At 48.0% G+C, this 13,338-nt stretch carries 13 protein-coding genes; 5 read left to right on the top strand and 8 right to left on the bottom strand.

Annotation, left to right across the window (positions count from 1 at the left end; all coding sequences use genetic code 11):
• The first annotated feature begins 68 nt into the window (after nucleotides 1-68).
• The 4 genes from WC980_01670 to WC980_01655 all read left to right on the top strand — a co-directional run bounded on the left by WC980_01670 (nucleotide 69) and on the right by WC980_01655 (nucleotide 5,425).
• Nucleotides 69-671, top strand: coding sequence for a hypothetical protein (locus tag WC980_01670; GenBank protein ID MFA5793769.1), 603 nt, complete (start codon nucleotides 69-71; stop codon nucleotides 669-671).
• Nucleotides 672-817: 146 nt separating this feature from the next.
• The gene (locus tag WC980_01665; GenBank protein MFA5793768.1) at nucleotides 818-3,334 is read left to right on the top strand and encodes an SUMF1/EgtB/PvdO family nonheme iron enzyme; all 2,517 of its coding nucleotides are present in this window, start codon (nucleotides 818-820) and stop codon (nucleotides 3,332-3,334) included.
• Between the two features lie 209 nt (nucleotides 3,335-3,543).
• Complete coding sequence (locus tag WC980_01660) at nucleotides 3,544-4,059, top strand: hypothetical protein (GenBank protein MFA5793767.1); 516 nt, start codon at nucleotides 3,544-3,546, stop codon at nucleotides 4,057-4,059.
• A 322-nt stretch (nucleotides 4,060-4,381) separates the two neighbouring features.
• Nucleotides 4,382-5,425, top strand: coding sequence for a HEAT repeat domain-containing protein (locus WC980_01655; GenBank protein ID MFA5793766.1), 1,044 nt, complete (start codon nucleotides 4,382-4,384; stop codon nucleotides 5,423-5,425).
• A gap of 188 nt (nucleotides 5,426-5,613) precedes the next feature.
• Here WC980_01655 and WC980_01650 read toward each other — a convergent pair whose 3' ends face one another.
• From WC980_01650 to WC980_01615, 8 genes are all read right to left on the bottom strand, one after another.
• Entirely contained in the window at nucleotides 5,614-7,014 is a 1,401-nt protein-coding gene (locus WC980_01650; GenBank protein ID MFA5793765.1) for a sodium:proton antiporter, read from the bottom strand.
• A gap of 225 nt (nucleotides 7,015-7,239) precedes the next feature.
• Nucleotides 7,240-8,205: a hypothetical protein gene (locus tag WC980_01645; GenBank protein MFA5793764.1), complete on the bottom strand. Its 966-nt coding sequence runs from the start codon at nucleotides 8,203-8,205 to the stop codon at nucleotides 7,240-7,242.
• 585 nt (nucleotides 8,206-8,790) lie between these two features.
• The gene (locus tag WC980_01640; protein MFA5793763.1) at nucleotides 8,791-9,297 is read right to left on the bottom strand and encodes a winged helix-turn-helix domain-containing protein; all 507 of its coding nucleotides are present in this window, start codon (nucleotides 9,295-9,297) and stop codon (nucleotides 8,791-8,793) included.
• Nucleotides 9,294-9,881, bottom strand: coding sequence for a hypothetical protein (locus tag WC980_01635; GenBank protein MFA5793762.1), 588 nt, complete (start codon nucleotides 9,879-9,881; stop codon nucleotides 9,294-9,296). Before WC980_01635 ends, WC980_01640 begins: the two co-directional genes overlap by 4 nt.
• Nucleotides 9,882-9,919: 38 nt before the next feature.
• Nucleotides 9,920-10,726 (bottom strand): MBL fold metallo-hydrolase, encoded by an 807-nt coding sequence (locus tag WC980_01630; GenBank protein MFA5793761.1) that lies wholly within the window; start codon nucleotides 10,724-10,726, stop codon nucleotides 9,920-9,922.
• Nucleotides 10,707-11,177: a hypothetical protein gene (locus tag WC980_01625; GenBank protein ID MFA5793760.1), complete on the bottom strand. Its 471-nt coding sequence runs from the start codon at nucleotides 11,175-11,177 to the stop codon at nucleotides 10,707-10,709. The genes WC980_01630 and WC980_01625 overlap by 20 nt, the downstream gene beginning before the upstream one ends.
• Nucleotides 11,178-11,205: 28 nt before the next feature.
• Nucleotides 11,206-11,631 carry a hypothetical protein gene (locus tag WC980_01620; GenBank protein ID MFA5793759.1) on the bottom strand — a complete coding sequence of 142 codons (426 nt, stop codon included), beginning with the start codon at nucleotides 11,629-11,631 and terminating at the stop codon, nucleotides 11,206-11,208.
• 32 nt (nucleotides 11,632-11,663) lie between these two features.
• Nucleotides 11,664-12,143: a hypothetical protein gene (locus WC980_01615; protein MFA5793758.1), complete on the bottom strand. Its 480-nt coding sequence runs from the start codon at nucleotides 12,141-12,143 to the stop codon at nucleotides 11,664-11,666.
• A 339-nt stretch (nucleotides 12,144-12,482) separates the two neighbouring features.
• On the opposite strand from WC980_01615, the gene WC980_01610 reads away from it, so the two are divergent.
• Entirely contained in the window at nucleotides 12,483-13,298 is an 816-nt protein-coding gene (locus tag WC980_01610) for a serine protease (GenBank protein MFA5793757.1), read from the top strand.
• Nucleotides 13,299-13,338 lie beyond the last annotated feature (40 nt).

Here is a 13,338-nt window from a genome sequence, read left to right as displayed (position 1 = left end):
ATTGGATATTTAATAAATCCAGTAACATTTGACAATATAAACATAATAAGATTTAATAACTGAAAATTATGATGGAACAGGTTTTAGTGGTTGACCGCAGTAAGTTGTTGGGCGGCAAGGCTTTACCGCACGGCCTGAAAAAGACCGGCCTTAAAGCGCTGGTAGAGCGGATATACAAGTTTGGACAGTTCGTCAACCGTCCTTATGCCGAGAATAATCCCGACCTCAAGCAGATTATCCCTTATATGCTGATGCAATATAAGGACCGGTTCTTCCTGCTCCATCGCCGGGCCACCCAGACCGAAAAGCGTCTCCATAATAAGTACTCTTTAGGCGTGGGCGGGCATATTAATCCGGTCAAAGGCATGCGCAGCATCCGCGGCATCATCGAAAAAGGCCTGGAACGTGAACTGCACGAAGAGTTGACCGTTAAATGCCCATACCGGTACAAACTAGTGGCCTATCTCAATGACGATTCCAACCCGGTCGGGCAGGTCCATTTAGGCTTGATATACACGGTCAATGTCAAAGACGGCGCCAAGGTCAGTGTTGCCGAGACCGAACTGATGGACGGCCATTTCGCCACCGGCGACGAAATCACCCCGCACTACCCGCTGATGGAAACCTGGTCCCAGATACTCTACAATAACCTCATCGCCCGTAAGAAATAGCCGGACTTTATTCCGATGACAAACCGGGGGCAAGAAGTATCACTAAAAGCCGGTGCAGAAGCATTTATTTTGTTGACAATAAGGCTTAGGATACTATAAGTTATAAGCAGAATCTAGATTATTTGCCCGGAGTAAATAAGCGAACTATGCCAGAAGTGACAGAAAATCAGAACAGGTTTACCATCGGCGACTTCGAGGTCTTTAAAGACGAGCTTCTGGGCAAAGGCGCCTGGGGCGAGGTTTACCGCGGACGCCAGATATCTCTGGACCGGCCCATTGCCATTAAAATCCTCAAGAAAGACATGACCCAGGATGCGGACTTCGTCCGGCGCTTCCGCAAGGAAGCGGAGACCATCGCCAAGATAATCGATGAAAACATAATCCAGGTCTACGGGCTGGGCGAGGTTGATGGTTCCCACTACTTTGCCATGGAGTTCGTCCAGGGCGTGCCGCTCCAAAAGTTCATAGAAAAAGGACGCGAGTTCACCACCGAGGAAATAGTTTACATCTCCATTTCGGTGGCCAAGGCGCTTAAGGCGGCCTGGGAAAGCCCGGGCCAGGTTGTCCATCGCGATATCAAACCGGCCAATATCATGGTCTCTTTCTCCAGTTCTCTTATTGCGGCCCGCCAGAAGGTGGATACCTCGGAAGCCCGGGCCTTTATGGACATAAATATCCAGGAAACGCGCATCAAGGTCATGGATTTCGGCCTGGCCAAGTCCATCGGCGCCGCCACCGACCAGAAGGACCAAACCTTGGTCGGCACGGTCATCGGCACTCCCAAATACATCTCACCCGAGCAGGGGCTGGGCAATCCGGCCGATATTCGCTCGGACATATATTCGCTCGGCATCGTTATGTACGAAATGTCTACCGGCCGGCTGCCTTTTGCCAGCGACAGCGCCGTCAGCCTGATACGCAGTCATATTTACGACCAGGCTATGCCGCCCACCCAGTTCAATCCCAAGGTGCCACAGGGATTGGAGTCGGTGATAATGAAATGCATCCAGAAGGACCCCAACCATCGTTACAACAGCCCGGCGGAATTAGTGACGGACCTGGAAGCCATCAGGCGCGATCAAGCGCCGCTTTACGCCCAGCAGACCATGGCTAACATGGGCAGCGCCACCATGATTGCCCGACCGGCCGGCGAATCCAAGAGCAAGGCAGTATTAATCGTCAGTATTATCTCCATTCTGCTATTAGGCGGCGCGGCCGGATGGTATTTCCTGGTCTTCCAGAAACAACAACAGCAGCGTCGGGATTATATCCAGCCCAGCACCAGTTTTAATTCTCCCATCAGCGGCACGGCTATTGCCATCGAGCCGATTAAGGAAGAAGACCCGGTCAAGAAGGTGGATCTGATAATTGCGCGGGCGCAGAAGATGATTGAGCAGGATCAGCTGGACGACGCCAACCGCGATTTGATTAACGCATTAGGCATCATCCCAGACCACGAGGGCGTTAAGAAACTCCTGGACCAGATCAACCAGATAAAGCAGGACCGCCAGAGCCAGGCCCAAAAGGAACAGATAGAAAAAGAATACAAGGAATACCTGGCCAAGGGGATGGATGAGGAAGCCAAGAAGAACTGGGAAGGCGCCAGCACGATGTTTAAAAAAGCCATGGATCTCAGCAATACGACCGAAGTCGCGGAGCATTTGAAGGCGGTCAACGTCCAACTGATTAAACAGAGCCAGTATAACGAAATCGTAGCTAAAGCGGCCGAACTGGAAAAGCAGAAGGAATGCGAAGAGGCCATTAAGCTATACGAAGAGGCCAAGCAATATACCGACAAGCTGGAAGATGTCAGGACTCATATCAACCGGTGCATAGATACGATATACAACACCGTGTTTGAAAAGGGCGTGAGCTTATATCACGACGGCAAATACAACAGCGCCGAGGCGATGCTCAAGAAAGCGCTGGTTTACAAGCCCGGCAACCGGGACGTGATGAGCAAAATAGAGGAAATCAAGGGGCGCTTCCCGCCCAATATGCTTTTTGTCGAAGAGGGCGATTTTATTATGGGCACGGACAATAAGAAGGTCCGGGCGGAATCTTTCTTCATAGATAAGTACGAGGTGACCAAGAAAGAATACAAGGAATTCCTGCTGAAGATGGCCGGCGACCACAGCAAGTGCCATCCGGACGAGAGGGACAATCCCAAGCTCAAGAACAAGAACCACACCCCGGAATTCTTTGTCAAGGGCGATTATCCGCCGGCCGAGGCCAATCTGCCGGTGGTTGGTGTGGACTGGTACGACGCGTTTTCCTACGCCGCCTGGCAGGGCAAGCGCCTGCCGACCGAGGCCGAATGGGAAAAGGCGGCCCGGGGCGCTGACGGCCTTATCTACTCCGGCGGCTGGACCGATGATGACCAGGTCAAGGCCAACGTCAAAGGCGTCGGCAAAGGCGGCCTGGCCGATGTCGGTTCCTATCAGGATGATGCCAGCCCTTACGGCGTGTTTGATATGACCGGCAACGTCAAGGAATGGGTATTCGATTGGTGGTCCGATAAAAAAGGTGAAGAAAAAGTTGTCATAAAAGGCGGCGATTGGTATAGTACCGCCGTCCGGGCCAAGGCAAGCAGAAGGGATAACCAACTGTATTTCGAGCGGAACAAGTATGTCGGGTTCCGCTGTGCGAAATCTGTTAAGTAACAAATAATTATAGTTCGGTTGCCTGTGAAGTTGCAGCCGACTATACCCGGCAGTAATTTCACAAACTGCCGGAGTATAGGAACATGCCCCGGAAAACAACCGGGGACGAAAATCCCGTTTCGGCGGGATAAAAGACCCAGTAACGTTCCACTCCCCGCAATAGCTATCGGGGGCTGTAACTCGCTGGCTCTGATAAAGGAGGATTGAGTATGAAGGGATTATGGAAAATGGGCGTAACCGCGCTCTGCAGCACGGTCGTGCTGATGGGATGCGCATCAAAGGGTTTTGTACAGGAGGAGATCTCCAAGGCCAGGACCGAGCTCATCAACGGGTACACCAAGAGCGTGGATGAATCCTATGCCAAGCTCAGCTCTGAACTGAAAAAGAGCATCGTTGACATCCAGACGAATTATGCCCTTAAGAACTTCGTCGAAGGCGAAAATTACAAGGTCAAGCAGGAACTTCTTAAGGAAGTGGACAGCCGTATCGAGACCGTCAAAAAACTGTCCGAAGACCTCCGCACCACGCTTGATTCTCTGAAGATGTCAGGCGAGTCCGGTCTGGAAAACCTGGCCAAATACCTCAGGGCATCGGCCAACGTCATCACCAAGCAGTTACAGGCCCAGAAAGAAGGACTGGAACAGGCTATTGATGAATTAGGCAAGATGGAACTGGGCAAGGATACAGGCACAACGCCTCCGCCCAATCCCGAAGCACCCAAATAATAACTGACCAAACACCGAAAGCCGGCATATGGCAAACGCTGTATGCCGGCTTTTGCATTGTCTGAGTAATTAGCCACTAATAAACACGAATGTTCACGAATAAGTTTGGATGATTACTATTAGTGTTTATTAGAGCCAGTAGGAACAAGGTGTATTAGTGGCAGTAGGAGTACAACGACGTAGTGTCAGAGCGAAGCCTCCTGCAAGGACTTATCCAGTGCAAATATTAATACAATTGTAATTTGCACTGGGTTAGTGCTGCTTCGAGCATATACTATATTCTATTGTTTGACACCTGTTTTACCAATGCTATCTTGCGCTTATGTTTTTACGCATCAGCATTATTGTGACCGGGCTGGTTCTGCTCGGGACAGGGGTCTATCCGGTCGTTAATTCACGCCAGCAACAAATCCGTCAGAAAAAGATAAAAGTAGCCCTCGAACAAATCATTGATAAAGATGATTCTAAACGGATAAATGCTGTTTACAACCTTGTTGGACTAAATGCCAAAGATGCTTTCCCGAAACTTATTGAATTATTAAAATATGCAGACATAAGGGTTAAAGAGTCAGTTATCAAAGCATTGGTAAGAATAGATGAGAAAGAAACTAAAACTCAGATTATCGGATTATTGCAGGATAACAACCCAAAGGTTTGCTCGTCGGCGGCTTGGGCATTAGTGCAACTTGGCGTTAAGGAAGCTATTCCGAATCTTGCTACTTTGTTACAAGATAACAATCCAGATGTTCTGTCGTCAGTTGTTTGGGCATTGGGACAACTCGATGCCAAAGAATTAATACCTGAAATTACTAGGTTGTTGCAAACTAATGACAAGAATGTTCTTTCGTGGGTTATTTGGGCATTGGGACATCTTGATGCTAAGGAAGCTATACCGGGACTTACCAAACTTTTACAAGATAAAAACCCAGATGTTCGCCAGTCGGCTGTTCGGACATTGTTAGATCTTGACGCCAAAGAATCAATTCCGGACATCATCAAACTATTTTATGATAATGACAAAGAAGTTCGTTTGTCAGCTATTTGGGTACTGGGAAAACTTGATGCTAAAAAGACTGCCGAGGAAATTACCAAGCTCTTGCAAAATAACAGTTCGGAGTTTCAAAATTCAGCTATTGATGGATTAACAATCAGTCAAGTCAAAGAAGCTATACCGGACATCATACTGTTATTACAACACAACAATCCTGGTATCCGTTGGGCGGCTATTATATCATTGGGTAAACTTGGCGCTAAAGAGACTATTCCAGAGATTACTAAACTATTACAGGATGAAAGCCCAAATGTTCGTGAAGCGGCCCGGATGGTGCTCAAAGAACTTGGTGTAGAAATCCCGAAAGACAAGTAGATTATCCCCACCTAATCAGCTTAATCCGTGTCATTTGTGTTCCTCCGCTTGCACTGAGCGAAGCGAATGTGTGCTTTTGTGTTTAGTGGCAATTCGTGCCAATCCGTGCCATTCGTGTTCCCGCCTATCAGCTTAATCAGCGGTTAAACTTTCGTGTCTCTTCGTGTTTTCGTGGTAGAATAAGGTCTTTACACAAAGAACAGGAACGTGGTGATGATGAATATCGGTATCAGTATCAATATGGAATAGACCATATACCCGAAGAATGAGGGCATCTTAACGTGCGATTCCTCGGCGATGGCCTTGACCATAAAGTTCGGCCCGTTACCGATATAAGTATTGGCTCCCATAAACACCGCGCCGCAGGAGACGGCCGCCAGCAACAGCGGGCCGCTGGCCACGGCCAACAGGTCTTTAAGGTAGGCCGGTCCGAGCGGCACGTTCAATACGCCGCTGGCCGCCGAAGACATCGTCAGGTAGGTCGGCGCGTTATCCAGGAACGACGACAGCGACCCGGCCGCCCAGAAGAAATGCCAGGGCTGGGTCAGTCCCAGTTCCGTGCCCCGGGCGTTGAGTATCATCAGCGCCGGTATCATCGTCACGAATATCCCGGCAAACAGCACGGCCACCTCGATAATCGGGTTGAATGTAAAGCTGTTCGATTGGCGGGTATGCTTTTTGGTCGCCACCAGCGATAATACGGCCATCACCAGCATCAGCGCTTCCTTGACGCCGAACGGCCAGGGATGCTTGGGGTCGGTCCCGAACGGGTCGCCGGCGAAGAATATGGCTGCCACCATTCCGCCCAGCAACAGGAAATTTACCGTGCCTTCAACTCCCAGCTTCTGCTTGGGCTCGACCTGCTCAGTCAGCGCGCCCGGCGTGGCGATGTCCTCGCGGTTGAACTTGAATTGGTCGTAGAGGTTGAATATAATCAGGATTAAACCGCAGACGAACAGCCATTCCTTCCAGAGCGCGAAGGTCCACAGGAAGGGCACGCCCTTAAGGAATCCCAGGAACAAAGGCGGGTCGCCCAGCGGGGTCAGCAGTCCGCCGCAGTTGCTGACCACGAAGATGAAGAATATGATAATATGGGCCTTGTCCTTGCGGGCCTTATTGGCCCGGATAAGCGGCCGGATTAACAGCATCGAAGCTCCGGTAGTGCCGATGAAACTGGCCAGCACCGCGCCGATGGCCAGGACGATGGTATTGATGAGCGGAGTTCCGGCCAGCGAGCCCTTGATATAGATGCCGCCGGAGATGACATAAAGCGCGCCCAACAGGATGATGAACGAGATATAATCAAACCCGACCACCATCAGTTCGTGCGGATTGATTGTGATGATGTAAATAGCCACCGGTATGGCCAGCAGGATGGAGATAATGCCCTTATTGAAATTACTTTCCCACCAATGGCCGAAAGCCAGGGGGATGATGGCGATAGCCAGGAGCATCAGGACAAACGGGGCAACGGACCAGAGCGGCAGGTTCTTACCCACTTCGGTAGCCGATTCCGCCGACTCACACAAGGCCGGTCCGGCCAGGGCCAAGATAATGGCGATTGTCAGCAGGGCATATTTGGCTTTTATCATACTATACTCTTTCTATCTGCTAAGCCGCAGCGAAGTCCCGTCGAATGACGGGATGGTTAAAAGGACGCCATTTAATCCAGCCCGCCCGGATTGTCAAGTAAAACAGGTTTAGAGCCATTTCGACCAAAGGGAGTTACCTGGCTCTTATCCAGTGCGAAAAACGGGCTTAGTGATATTTGCACTGGGCCAGAGGTGGTTCTGTGTGGTGATACAGAGCGTGGGCTAAAAGTCAAGCTGGTTCCGCACCGCCAGGACCAGCTCTTTGATGCGGGCCAGCTTTTTGGTTTCGGCTTTGGTCAGGGATGGCTGCCTGTCCCGCTCGATGGTATGGATAAGTTCCACCGCCCGCTCGATATCGAATTCCGCCCGGCCGGACAGGTCGTTCAAATCCATATCGAAATCATCCGAGTCCACGTCGAGCAAATCCCGGTTAAACGGCTTTTTGATGAATTCCCTGCGGTAACGGCCGAAATTCCAGATTAAGTCATTAAGCCCTTTTTCGACTGACCCTTTTTTGATATAGGCCTCGGCCCGCTCGGCGTAGGCCTGCGAAACGGTAACAAAATCATCGGGCAGTTCACCTTCCTTGATGGCCCGGGTAAAATCGGCGATGGCATCATCGGCCCGGCCCAGTTTAGCCAGTAGTTTGCCGCGGTGTATCAGCGGGAAAATATGTCCGGTCCGGTGGTGTTTCACGGCCTGGTCATAGGCGGCTAGGGCCGCTTTATTATTGCCGGCATGCTCCTGTTTTGCGGCCTGGCTCAGATAGTCCGCTTCAGTCCAGTCATATTTGGTCAGCCCAAACATCTTGTCCAACCCCATTTCGTGGCCGATTTCCATCGCATCCAGGATATTGCCGAAGGTAATCATATTGGTTATCTGTTCCATCAACTCCGGCGTCACCTCGATGGTGCCGGCGGACTCCTCGTTCAGCATGCTGTAAATCTTGAAAGCCCGGTCGGTATATTCGGACAGCTTCCGTGTTTCCCGGACGCCCTCTTTCCTGGGCGAAAACAGGTCGTAATAGGCCTTAAGGATGGTTTGGACCAGTTCCAGTGTAAGCGGCATCGGGCCCTTAGGCGGGATAACGCCGTCATTAACCAGGCGCCGGTGTAGTTCAACGGCGTCTTCCGAGATAGCCGGCTCCGGTTCATTATGGAACGGCTCGTCATAACGCTGGATGGTCATAGGCGGCAATAAAGCATCAGCCGCAGTAAAAGGCAATGAAAACTGCTTCGTATTTTAGTGGGTGTTTAATTCATTACCTCCGGGCCGTACCGGTATCCTCTACCAGCCGATAGGGTATCGTCCGGCGCCTGATACGCTATTCCCTGGCACCCGATAGGGCATTCCCTGCTACCTGATACCATATCCTCCGGCACACGATGGGCTATCCTCCGGCGCCCGATGCCATATCCCCTGCTACCCGATAGGGTATTCCCTGCCAGCCGGTGGGCTATACCCTCATAGCCGATACCATATCCTCCGGCATCCGATAGGGTATCCTCTGGCACTTGATAGGGCATACCCTGCTACCTGATACCATACCCTCTGGCACACTATGGACTATCCTCCGGCACCCGATACCCCATCCCCCCAGGGGGGATACCCTACCCCCCACCCCCCTGACAGGTTTTTACTCTAAAGGGTTGTGAAATAATGGGTTATGTCAAATTCTAGACGTTTTCGGTAGCAGGAGGGACGTTTGACCGGACGGGGCAGGCCCGCCTGACCGGACGGGCAGGAAGGTCAAAATCACCTGTTTTTGATGCTCTACCCCTCGTATTGGTATTGCTTGCGTTCGGCTTCGGTCAGGCAGATGTATTTTTCGTCTTTGGTCTTGATGATAATCAGTTTTTCCTGGCGTGTCAGCCAGCCGTATCCGCCGTAGGCCTGTTCAACGGGCAGGTTGGTCATCTTGGGCAGGTCGGCTAATTTGACCATTCCGTTCTCGCCCACGCATTTCCAGACCACTCCGGCCGGCGCGCCCACCTCGACGTCGCCCAGCAATATCTGGGCATTCTTAATCTTATGGCAGATTAAGTTAGTCGGGGACCCGTCCATCATAAGCTCTTCCAGATGCTCTTTGGCTTCGGGTTTGGCGTCGAACGCCTTGGCGCGCATAACCGAATAGGTGGCCTTCCAGTTCTTCAGGTCGGCCCGGCAATCAGCGCAGGTCTGCAGGTGGGCGATTAACTCTTCCTTTGTGATGTCCATCTTTTCACCCAGGACATAATCAGTTATGGCAAGCCCGTATTTTTCGCAAGAATTCTTTTTCATAAGTCATTCCCTTTCATCTTATTGCGGATAATATATATCTTGCGCTTCAAATAGTCAAGCGAATATTTGGCGAATTCAGGTTCCTCAAGGATTTCCTTATAGGGCTTGCTGTTGGATATCATTACCATCAGCTTGAGCTCTTCCGGCGTCAGTTTCGCGGTGATATCCGTCAGTTGTCTCTCGGCATCCTCGTAATCTTCCGGGTCCGGCGTGGTATCGGCAATCAGGTCGTCCGGGAAACCGGTCGGCTCGTCCGGGAACGCCTCGGTAAAGGGCTTGGCGTGTTTGCGGCGTTTGCGGTCTTGGTTCAGGCACTCGTTCTTGACGATGGTAAACACCCATTTCCGGAACGAGTTCTGACCCTCGTATTGGAAGTGCCCGTCCTGAATCTCGTTTATTATGGTCAGGACTGCTTGGGAGCGGATATCCTCGATATACGCTTCATCCTTGCCGTAGAAGCTGGTGTTATGAAGGTAAGCCAGGATAATGATGAAATAGCGTTTAAGCAGGGTCTCTAAGGCAGACTTATCCCCGGTCAGGTAAGCGGAAACAAGGAATTCGTCGGAATGAAAGTCTGCGGGCATATAATTAAGTATAGCACCTCAGGGATAGGGCTGAATTCTTATATTGCTATGTGGTATCCTTTGCCAATTTCTTTCGTAATCGTAATCATTCCATCAGAACGGGTAGTCAAAACATACCGCTTTTCTGTTGAACTATTCCATGGTACACCATAAGCATGCTTTTTATAGTCTACATTTTGCGTATCATACTTAATATCTTCATCCGAAATAAAAATGATATCTGGTTTACAATAACTGAAGACGTTTTCGCAATATCCACTTTCACGCCCGTGATGTGATGCTATGAATATATTTACTCGCTTAAGGTGTTCACAAAAGGATTTGTTTTTTAGTAATTCTTCCCAGCCGGCTTTTTCGATATCCCCCGGGAAAACGATGCCCATCCCATCGTAGTGAATGAATGTAACAAGGCTTAGATTATTTGTATCTTTAAAAACAGGGTATTTATTAGAAAATACTTCCCATTCAATAGACGGATACTCTGGAAGATTCGTAACAACTGAAGAATATTCGTTTGCCATATTAATCATTGCCAGAAGCCCCTCGGTAAGTGGACCCGATTCCTCTTTTAACTTTTTCAGTTCGTCGGGTGTGATGCTTTTATTACGGTGAAGTATACTGATAGGAAGAACCTTTCGAAGATTAGCAAGGTCGCTCACGTGATCATCATCGTAATTAGTGATAAAAAAACGCTCTATTGAAGAACAACCATTAGCCGACAAGTATTTAGAAGGACGAAATCCTGTCTCTTCGTTATGACCACAGTCAAAAAGCATTACATTGCCATTATCTGCAATTAAATATGAGCAAAAACCATGCAAAACATCAAACACCTGAATTTTCACATTTTTCCCCCTTAGCCGTTCTAGACTTTTCTATTCCCCAAGTAGCTTGTGCAATGTCTTCAATTTTAGTTATGAACTTGTCAACATTAAGTCCTGCAATAAAAGCGAGGGCTAAAAATCCTAATTCTGTTGATTGTGTTTTTGGTTGTGCTTCAAGTAAAAGAAGTCCCGCCTTTAGGAAAAGGAAACTAACTGCGCCACATAGATGGCTAACAATCGGTCGTATGTAATACCAAGGTTGCCATTGATCATTCCATGACTTTTGGACACATGCATTTAGGTATACTCCGCGAAGACAATAGACAACTCCACCAGTACCACCAATAAGTGCACATGGCAAAACCAAACCTAGTGTGTTCCACCATGGTGGCATGAAGCCTGTTCGCGTCGCACATAGAAGTACGATATCGAGGGTGCATATGAATCCTAAATATACAACTATCTTCTTCATATCATTTATTAACTTTGTAGATATCCTATTAAATTGGTTTTGCACTATCCCCTATTTTAGGATCATTAAATGGAACCTCTTCATTCGGTATTTTTATTGTTTCCTGCTCTCCTCCAAACATGGATGCAATATCGAAAGAAGAAATAACTGGTTTCCGCCTTATTATAGTTTTTTCCCCGGTTTTTTCCATATCTGATGCTATAGTAGCCATCTTTTCTTGAACGTGAATCACTATGCCTGTTCCTTTAACTATTTCTAAATAACCTAGGTTTTCCCCGGTACTTGGGTCCTTTATTTCCTCTGCGCTTAACGAGTAAATTAAGAATCTTTGATTTAGTTTTATGCCGTGCATAGCACCTCTATTAATAACCAACGTACTATGATCAAGAATCCCAACAACACTTGCAGGATATATTTGTTTTTCTTGAGATTGATTATCTGTTTTTTCGTTCATTGTCATACTCCTTATTTTAGTAAATGTATCTTCTAAAAATTCGCCGGGAAAGTAGGTTTTATTATAATCTTAACTAAAGTGCTTTTGTTATTCTCGGATACCTTCTTTGTTACCTCTGTATATCCTGGTAAAATTTCTGATAGCAATATTTGTATTTTTCCATCCTCCTGAATATTTAGAACACGCCCTATAGCTATAAGTCGCTCAAACTCATCGTTATAGTAACAAGAAACTTTAATATTATGAGAAAAAAACTTTGATGGATTAAGTATACACAACACAGAATCAGACTGTGGCGATAATTTTGTACCATGAATAACTTCGGGAAGAATCGGCTGGTTTATTTTTACGACCAGGTATATTACGATTACAATCAAAATACCGCATAATACACATATTGGTATAAACCATTTTAATGAAATGGTTTCATTTGGAGATACCACCCAAAATATAAAGGGAATGATTAAGCTGGCGATTATGCCACCCGCCCACTTTAATATTTTTTTTATCATGGTGTTAATTTATGAGCAACTCACTTACGTCAAAACATAGCTAATATAATTATTTTATCTGCTTGACTTTTTAAATCTACTACAACTTCAATTACTAAGCTTTTAGTATACCATTTCCTATTGGTTGTCAAGTAATCTACCCCTCTTTTCTGCTTAATCCGCTCAATCAGCTTACAAAGAATTTAACAAGAATTCTCATTTTCCAATGTCACCTTTTGCCATCTCGCAACTATATATATTGAGGGGAGCAGATGCCCCCTCGGGAATACTCGGGATAAGAGCCAGTAACTCACTGTGTTCGAACTGGCTCTAAAAAGCCCTAAAAGTAATAGGTGGCTTATGAAAAGATGGCTTATAATGATTTTGGCAATAGTCCTTACAGGAGGCTGCGCTTTAGTGGTCCTGGTGGCGGCCCCGGCATTAGGTCTGCGTGACCGTGATGGTGCCGAGGTGGCTCTTATAATTGATTTGAGCCGGCAACCGCCCCAGGACCCTAACCCTTATATAACCGAATACGAACGGATGCTTTGGCCGACAGTCAGGATTAAGACGGGTAACTCCACCGGCTCCGGGGTTATTATCCAGTCTAATGAGTCTAAAAAGTCTATGGAGTCTAAAGGGTCCGTGGAAAATGACTCTTGCGACTCTTTAGACTCTAAAGACTCTATAAACTACTGGGTTTTGACCGCGGCTCACGTGGTGGGGAACAGCTCCAATGTAACAGTTGAATTCTTTTATCCTGACTCTGTAGAAATCAACGCCTTGGTGGTGATAACAGACACCACCAAGGACCTTGCCCTCATAAGGATACGGCCGAACCTTCTCCCTCCACAAGTCTATTCGGCAACCCTGGCCCCAAAGAGCTACCAGCCGTACCTTTTCAGGCCTGTCTATACCATCGGTTGCTCTCTGGGGCTTCCTCCCCGGCCGTCACAGGGAATCATCAGCGTTATTGAGGATGCTTACTGGGAAGTGTCCAGCCCTATATTACCCGGTAATTCCGGCGGACCGGTTTACGATAGTAAAACCTTTGAGGTTATCGGGATTGCCGTCTGGGTCAGGATTTATAAAGACCAACTTATAACTACTATGGCAGGAATAGTTCCTATAGGAGAAATATATGAGTTTCTTAAAGCCACAGATTACACGGATTAACACTAGAGTCAGATCGGTAACTCTTGCAGCGCACAAGGGC

Source organism: Candidatus Brocadiia bacterium (genome assembly GCA_041658285.1).
GTDB lineage: Bacteria > Planctomycetota > MHYJ01 > JACQXL01 > JACQXL01 > JBBAAP01.
This window is presented reverse-complemented; position numbering and strand designations above follow the sequence as displayed.

What these genes read in the sequence shown, in the direction of transcription:
- WC980_01635 (MFA5793762.1), bottom strand. Translation starts at nt 9,881, where the DNA reads ATGCCCGCAGACTTTCATTCCGACGAATTCCTTGTTTCCGCTTACCTG.
- WC980_01615 (MFA5793758.1), bottom strand. Translation starts at nt 12,143, where the DNA reads ATGATAAAAAAAATATTAAAGTGGGCGGGTGGCATAATCGCCAGCTTA.
- WC980_01660 (MFA5793767.1), top strand. Translation starts at nt 3,544, where the DNA reads ATGAAGGGATTATGGAAAATGGGCGTAACCGCGCTCTGCAGCACGGTC.
- WC980_01640 (MFA5793763.1), bottom strand. Translation starts at nt 9,297, where the DNA reads ATGAAAAAGAATTCTTGCGAAAAATACGGGCTTGCCATAACTGATTAT.
- WC980_01670 (MFA5793769.1), top strand. Translation starts at nt 69, where the DNA reads ATGATGGAACAGGTTTTAGTGGTTGACCGCAGTAAGTTGTTGGGCGGC.
- WC980_01645 (MFA5793764.1), bottom strand. Translation starts at nt 8,205, where the DNA reads ATGACCATCCAGCGTTATGACGAGCCGTTCCATAATGAACCGGAGCCG.
- WC980_01625 (MFA5793760.1), bottom strand. Translation starts at nt 11,177, where the DNA reads ATGAAGAAGATAGTTGTATATTTAGGATTCATATGCACCCTCGATATC.
- WC980_01610 (MFA5793757.1), top strand. Translation starts at nt 12,483, where the DNA reads ATGAAAAGATGGCTTATAATGATTTTGGCAATAGTCCTTACAGGAGGC.
- WC980_01665 (MFA5793768.1), top strand. Translation starts at nt 818, where the DNA reads ATGCCAGAAGTGACAGAAAATCAGAACAGGTTTACCATCGGCGACTTC.
- WC980_01655 (MFA5793766.1), top strand. Translation starts at nt 4,382, where the DNA reads ATGTTTTTACGCATCAGCATTATTGTGACCGGGCTGGTTCTGCTCGGG.
- WC980_01620 (MFA5793759.1), bottom strand. Translation starts at nt 11,631, where the DNA reads ATGAACGAAAAAACAGATAATCAATCTCAAGAAAAACAAATATATCCT.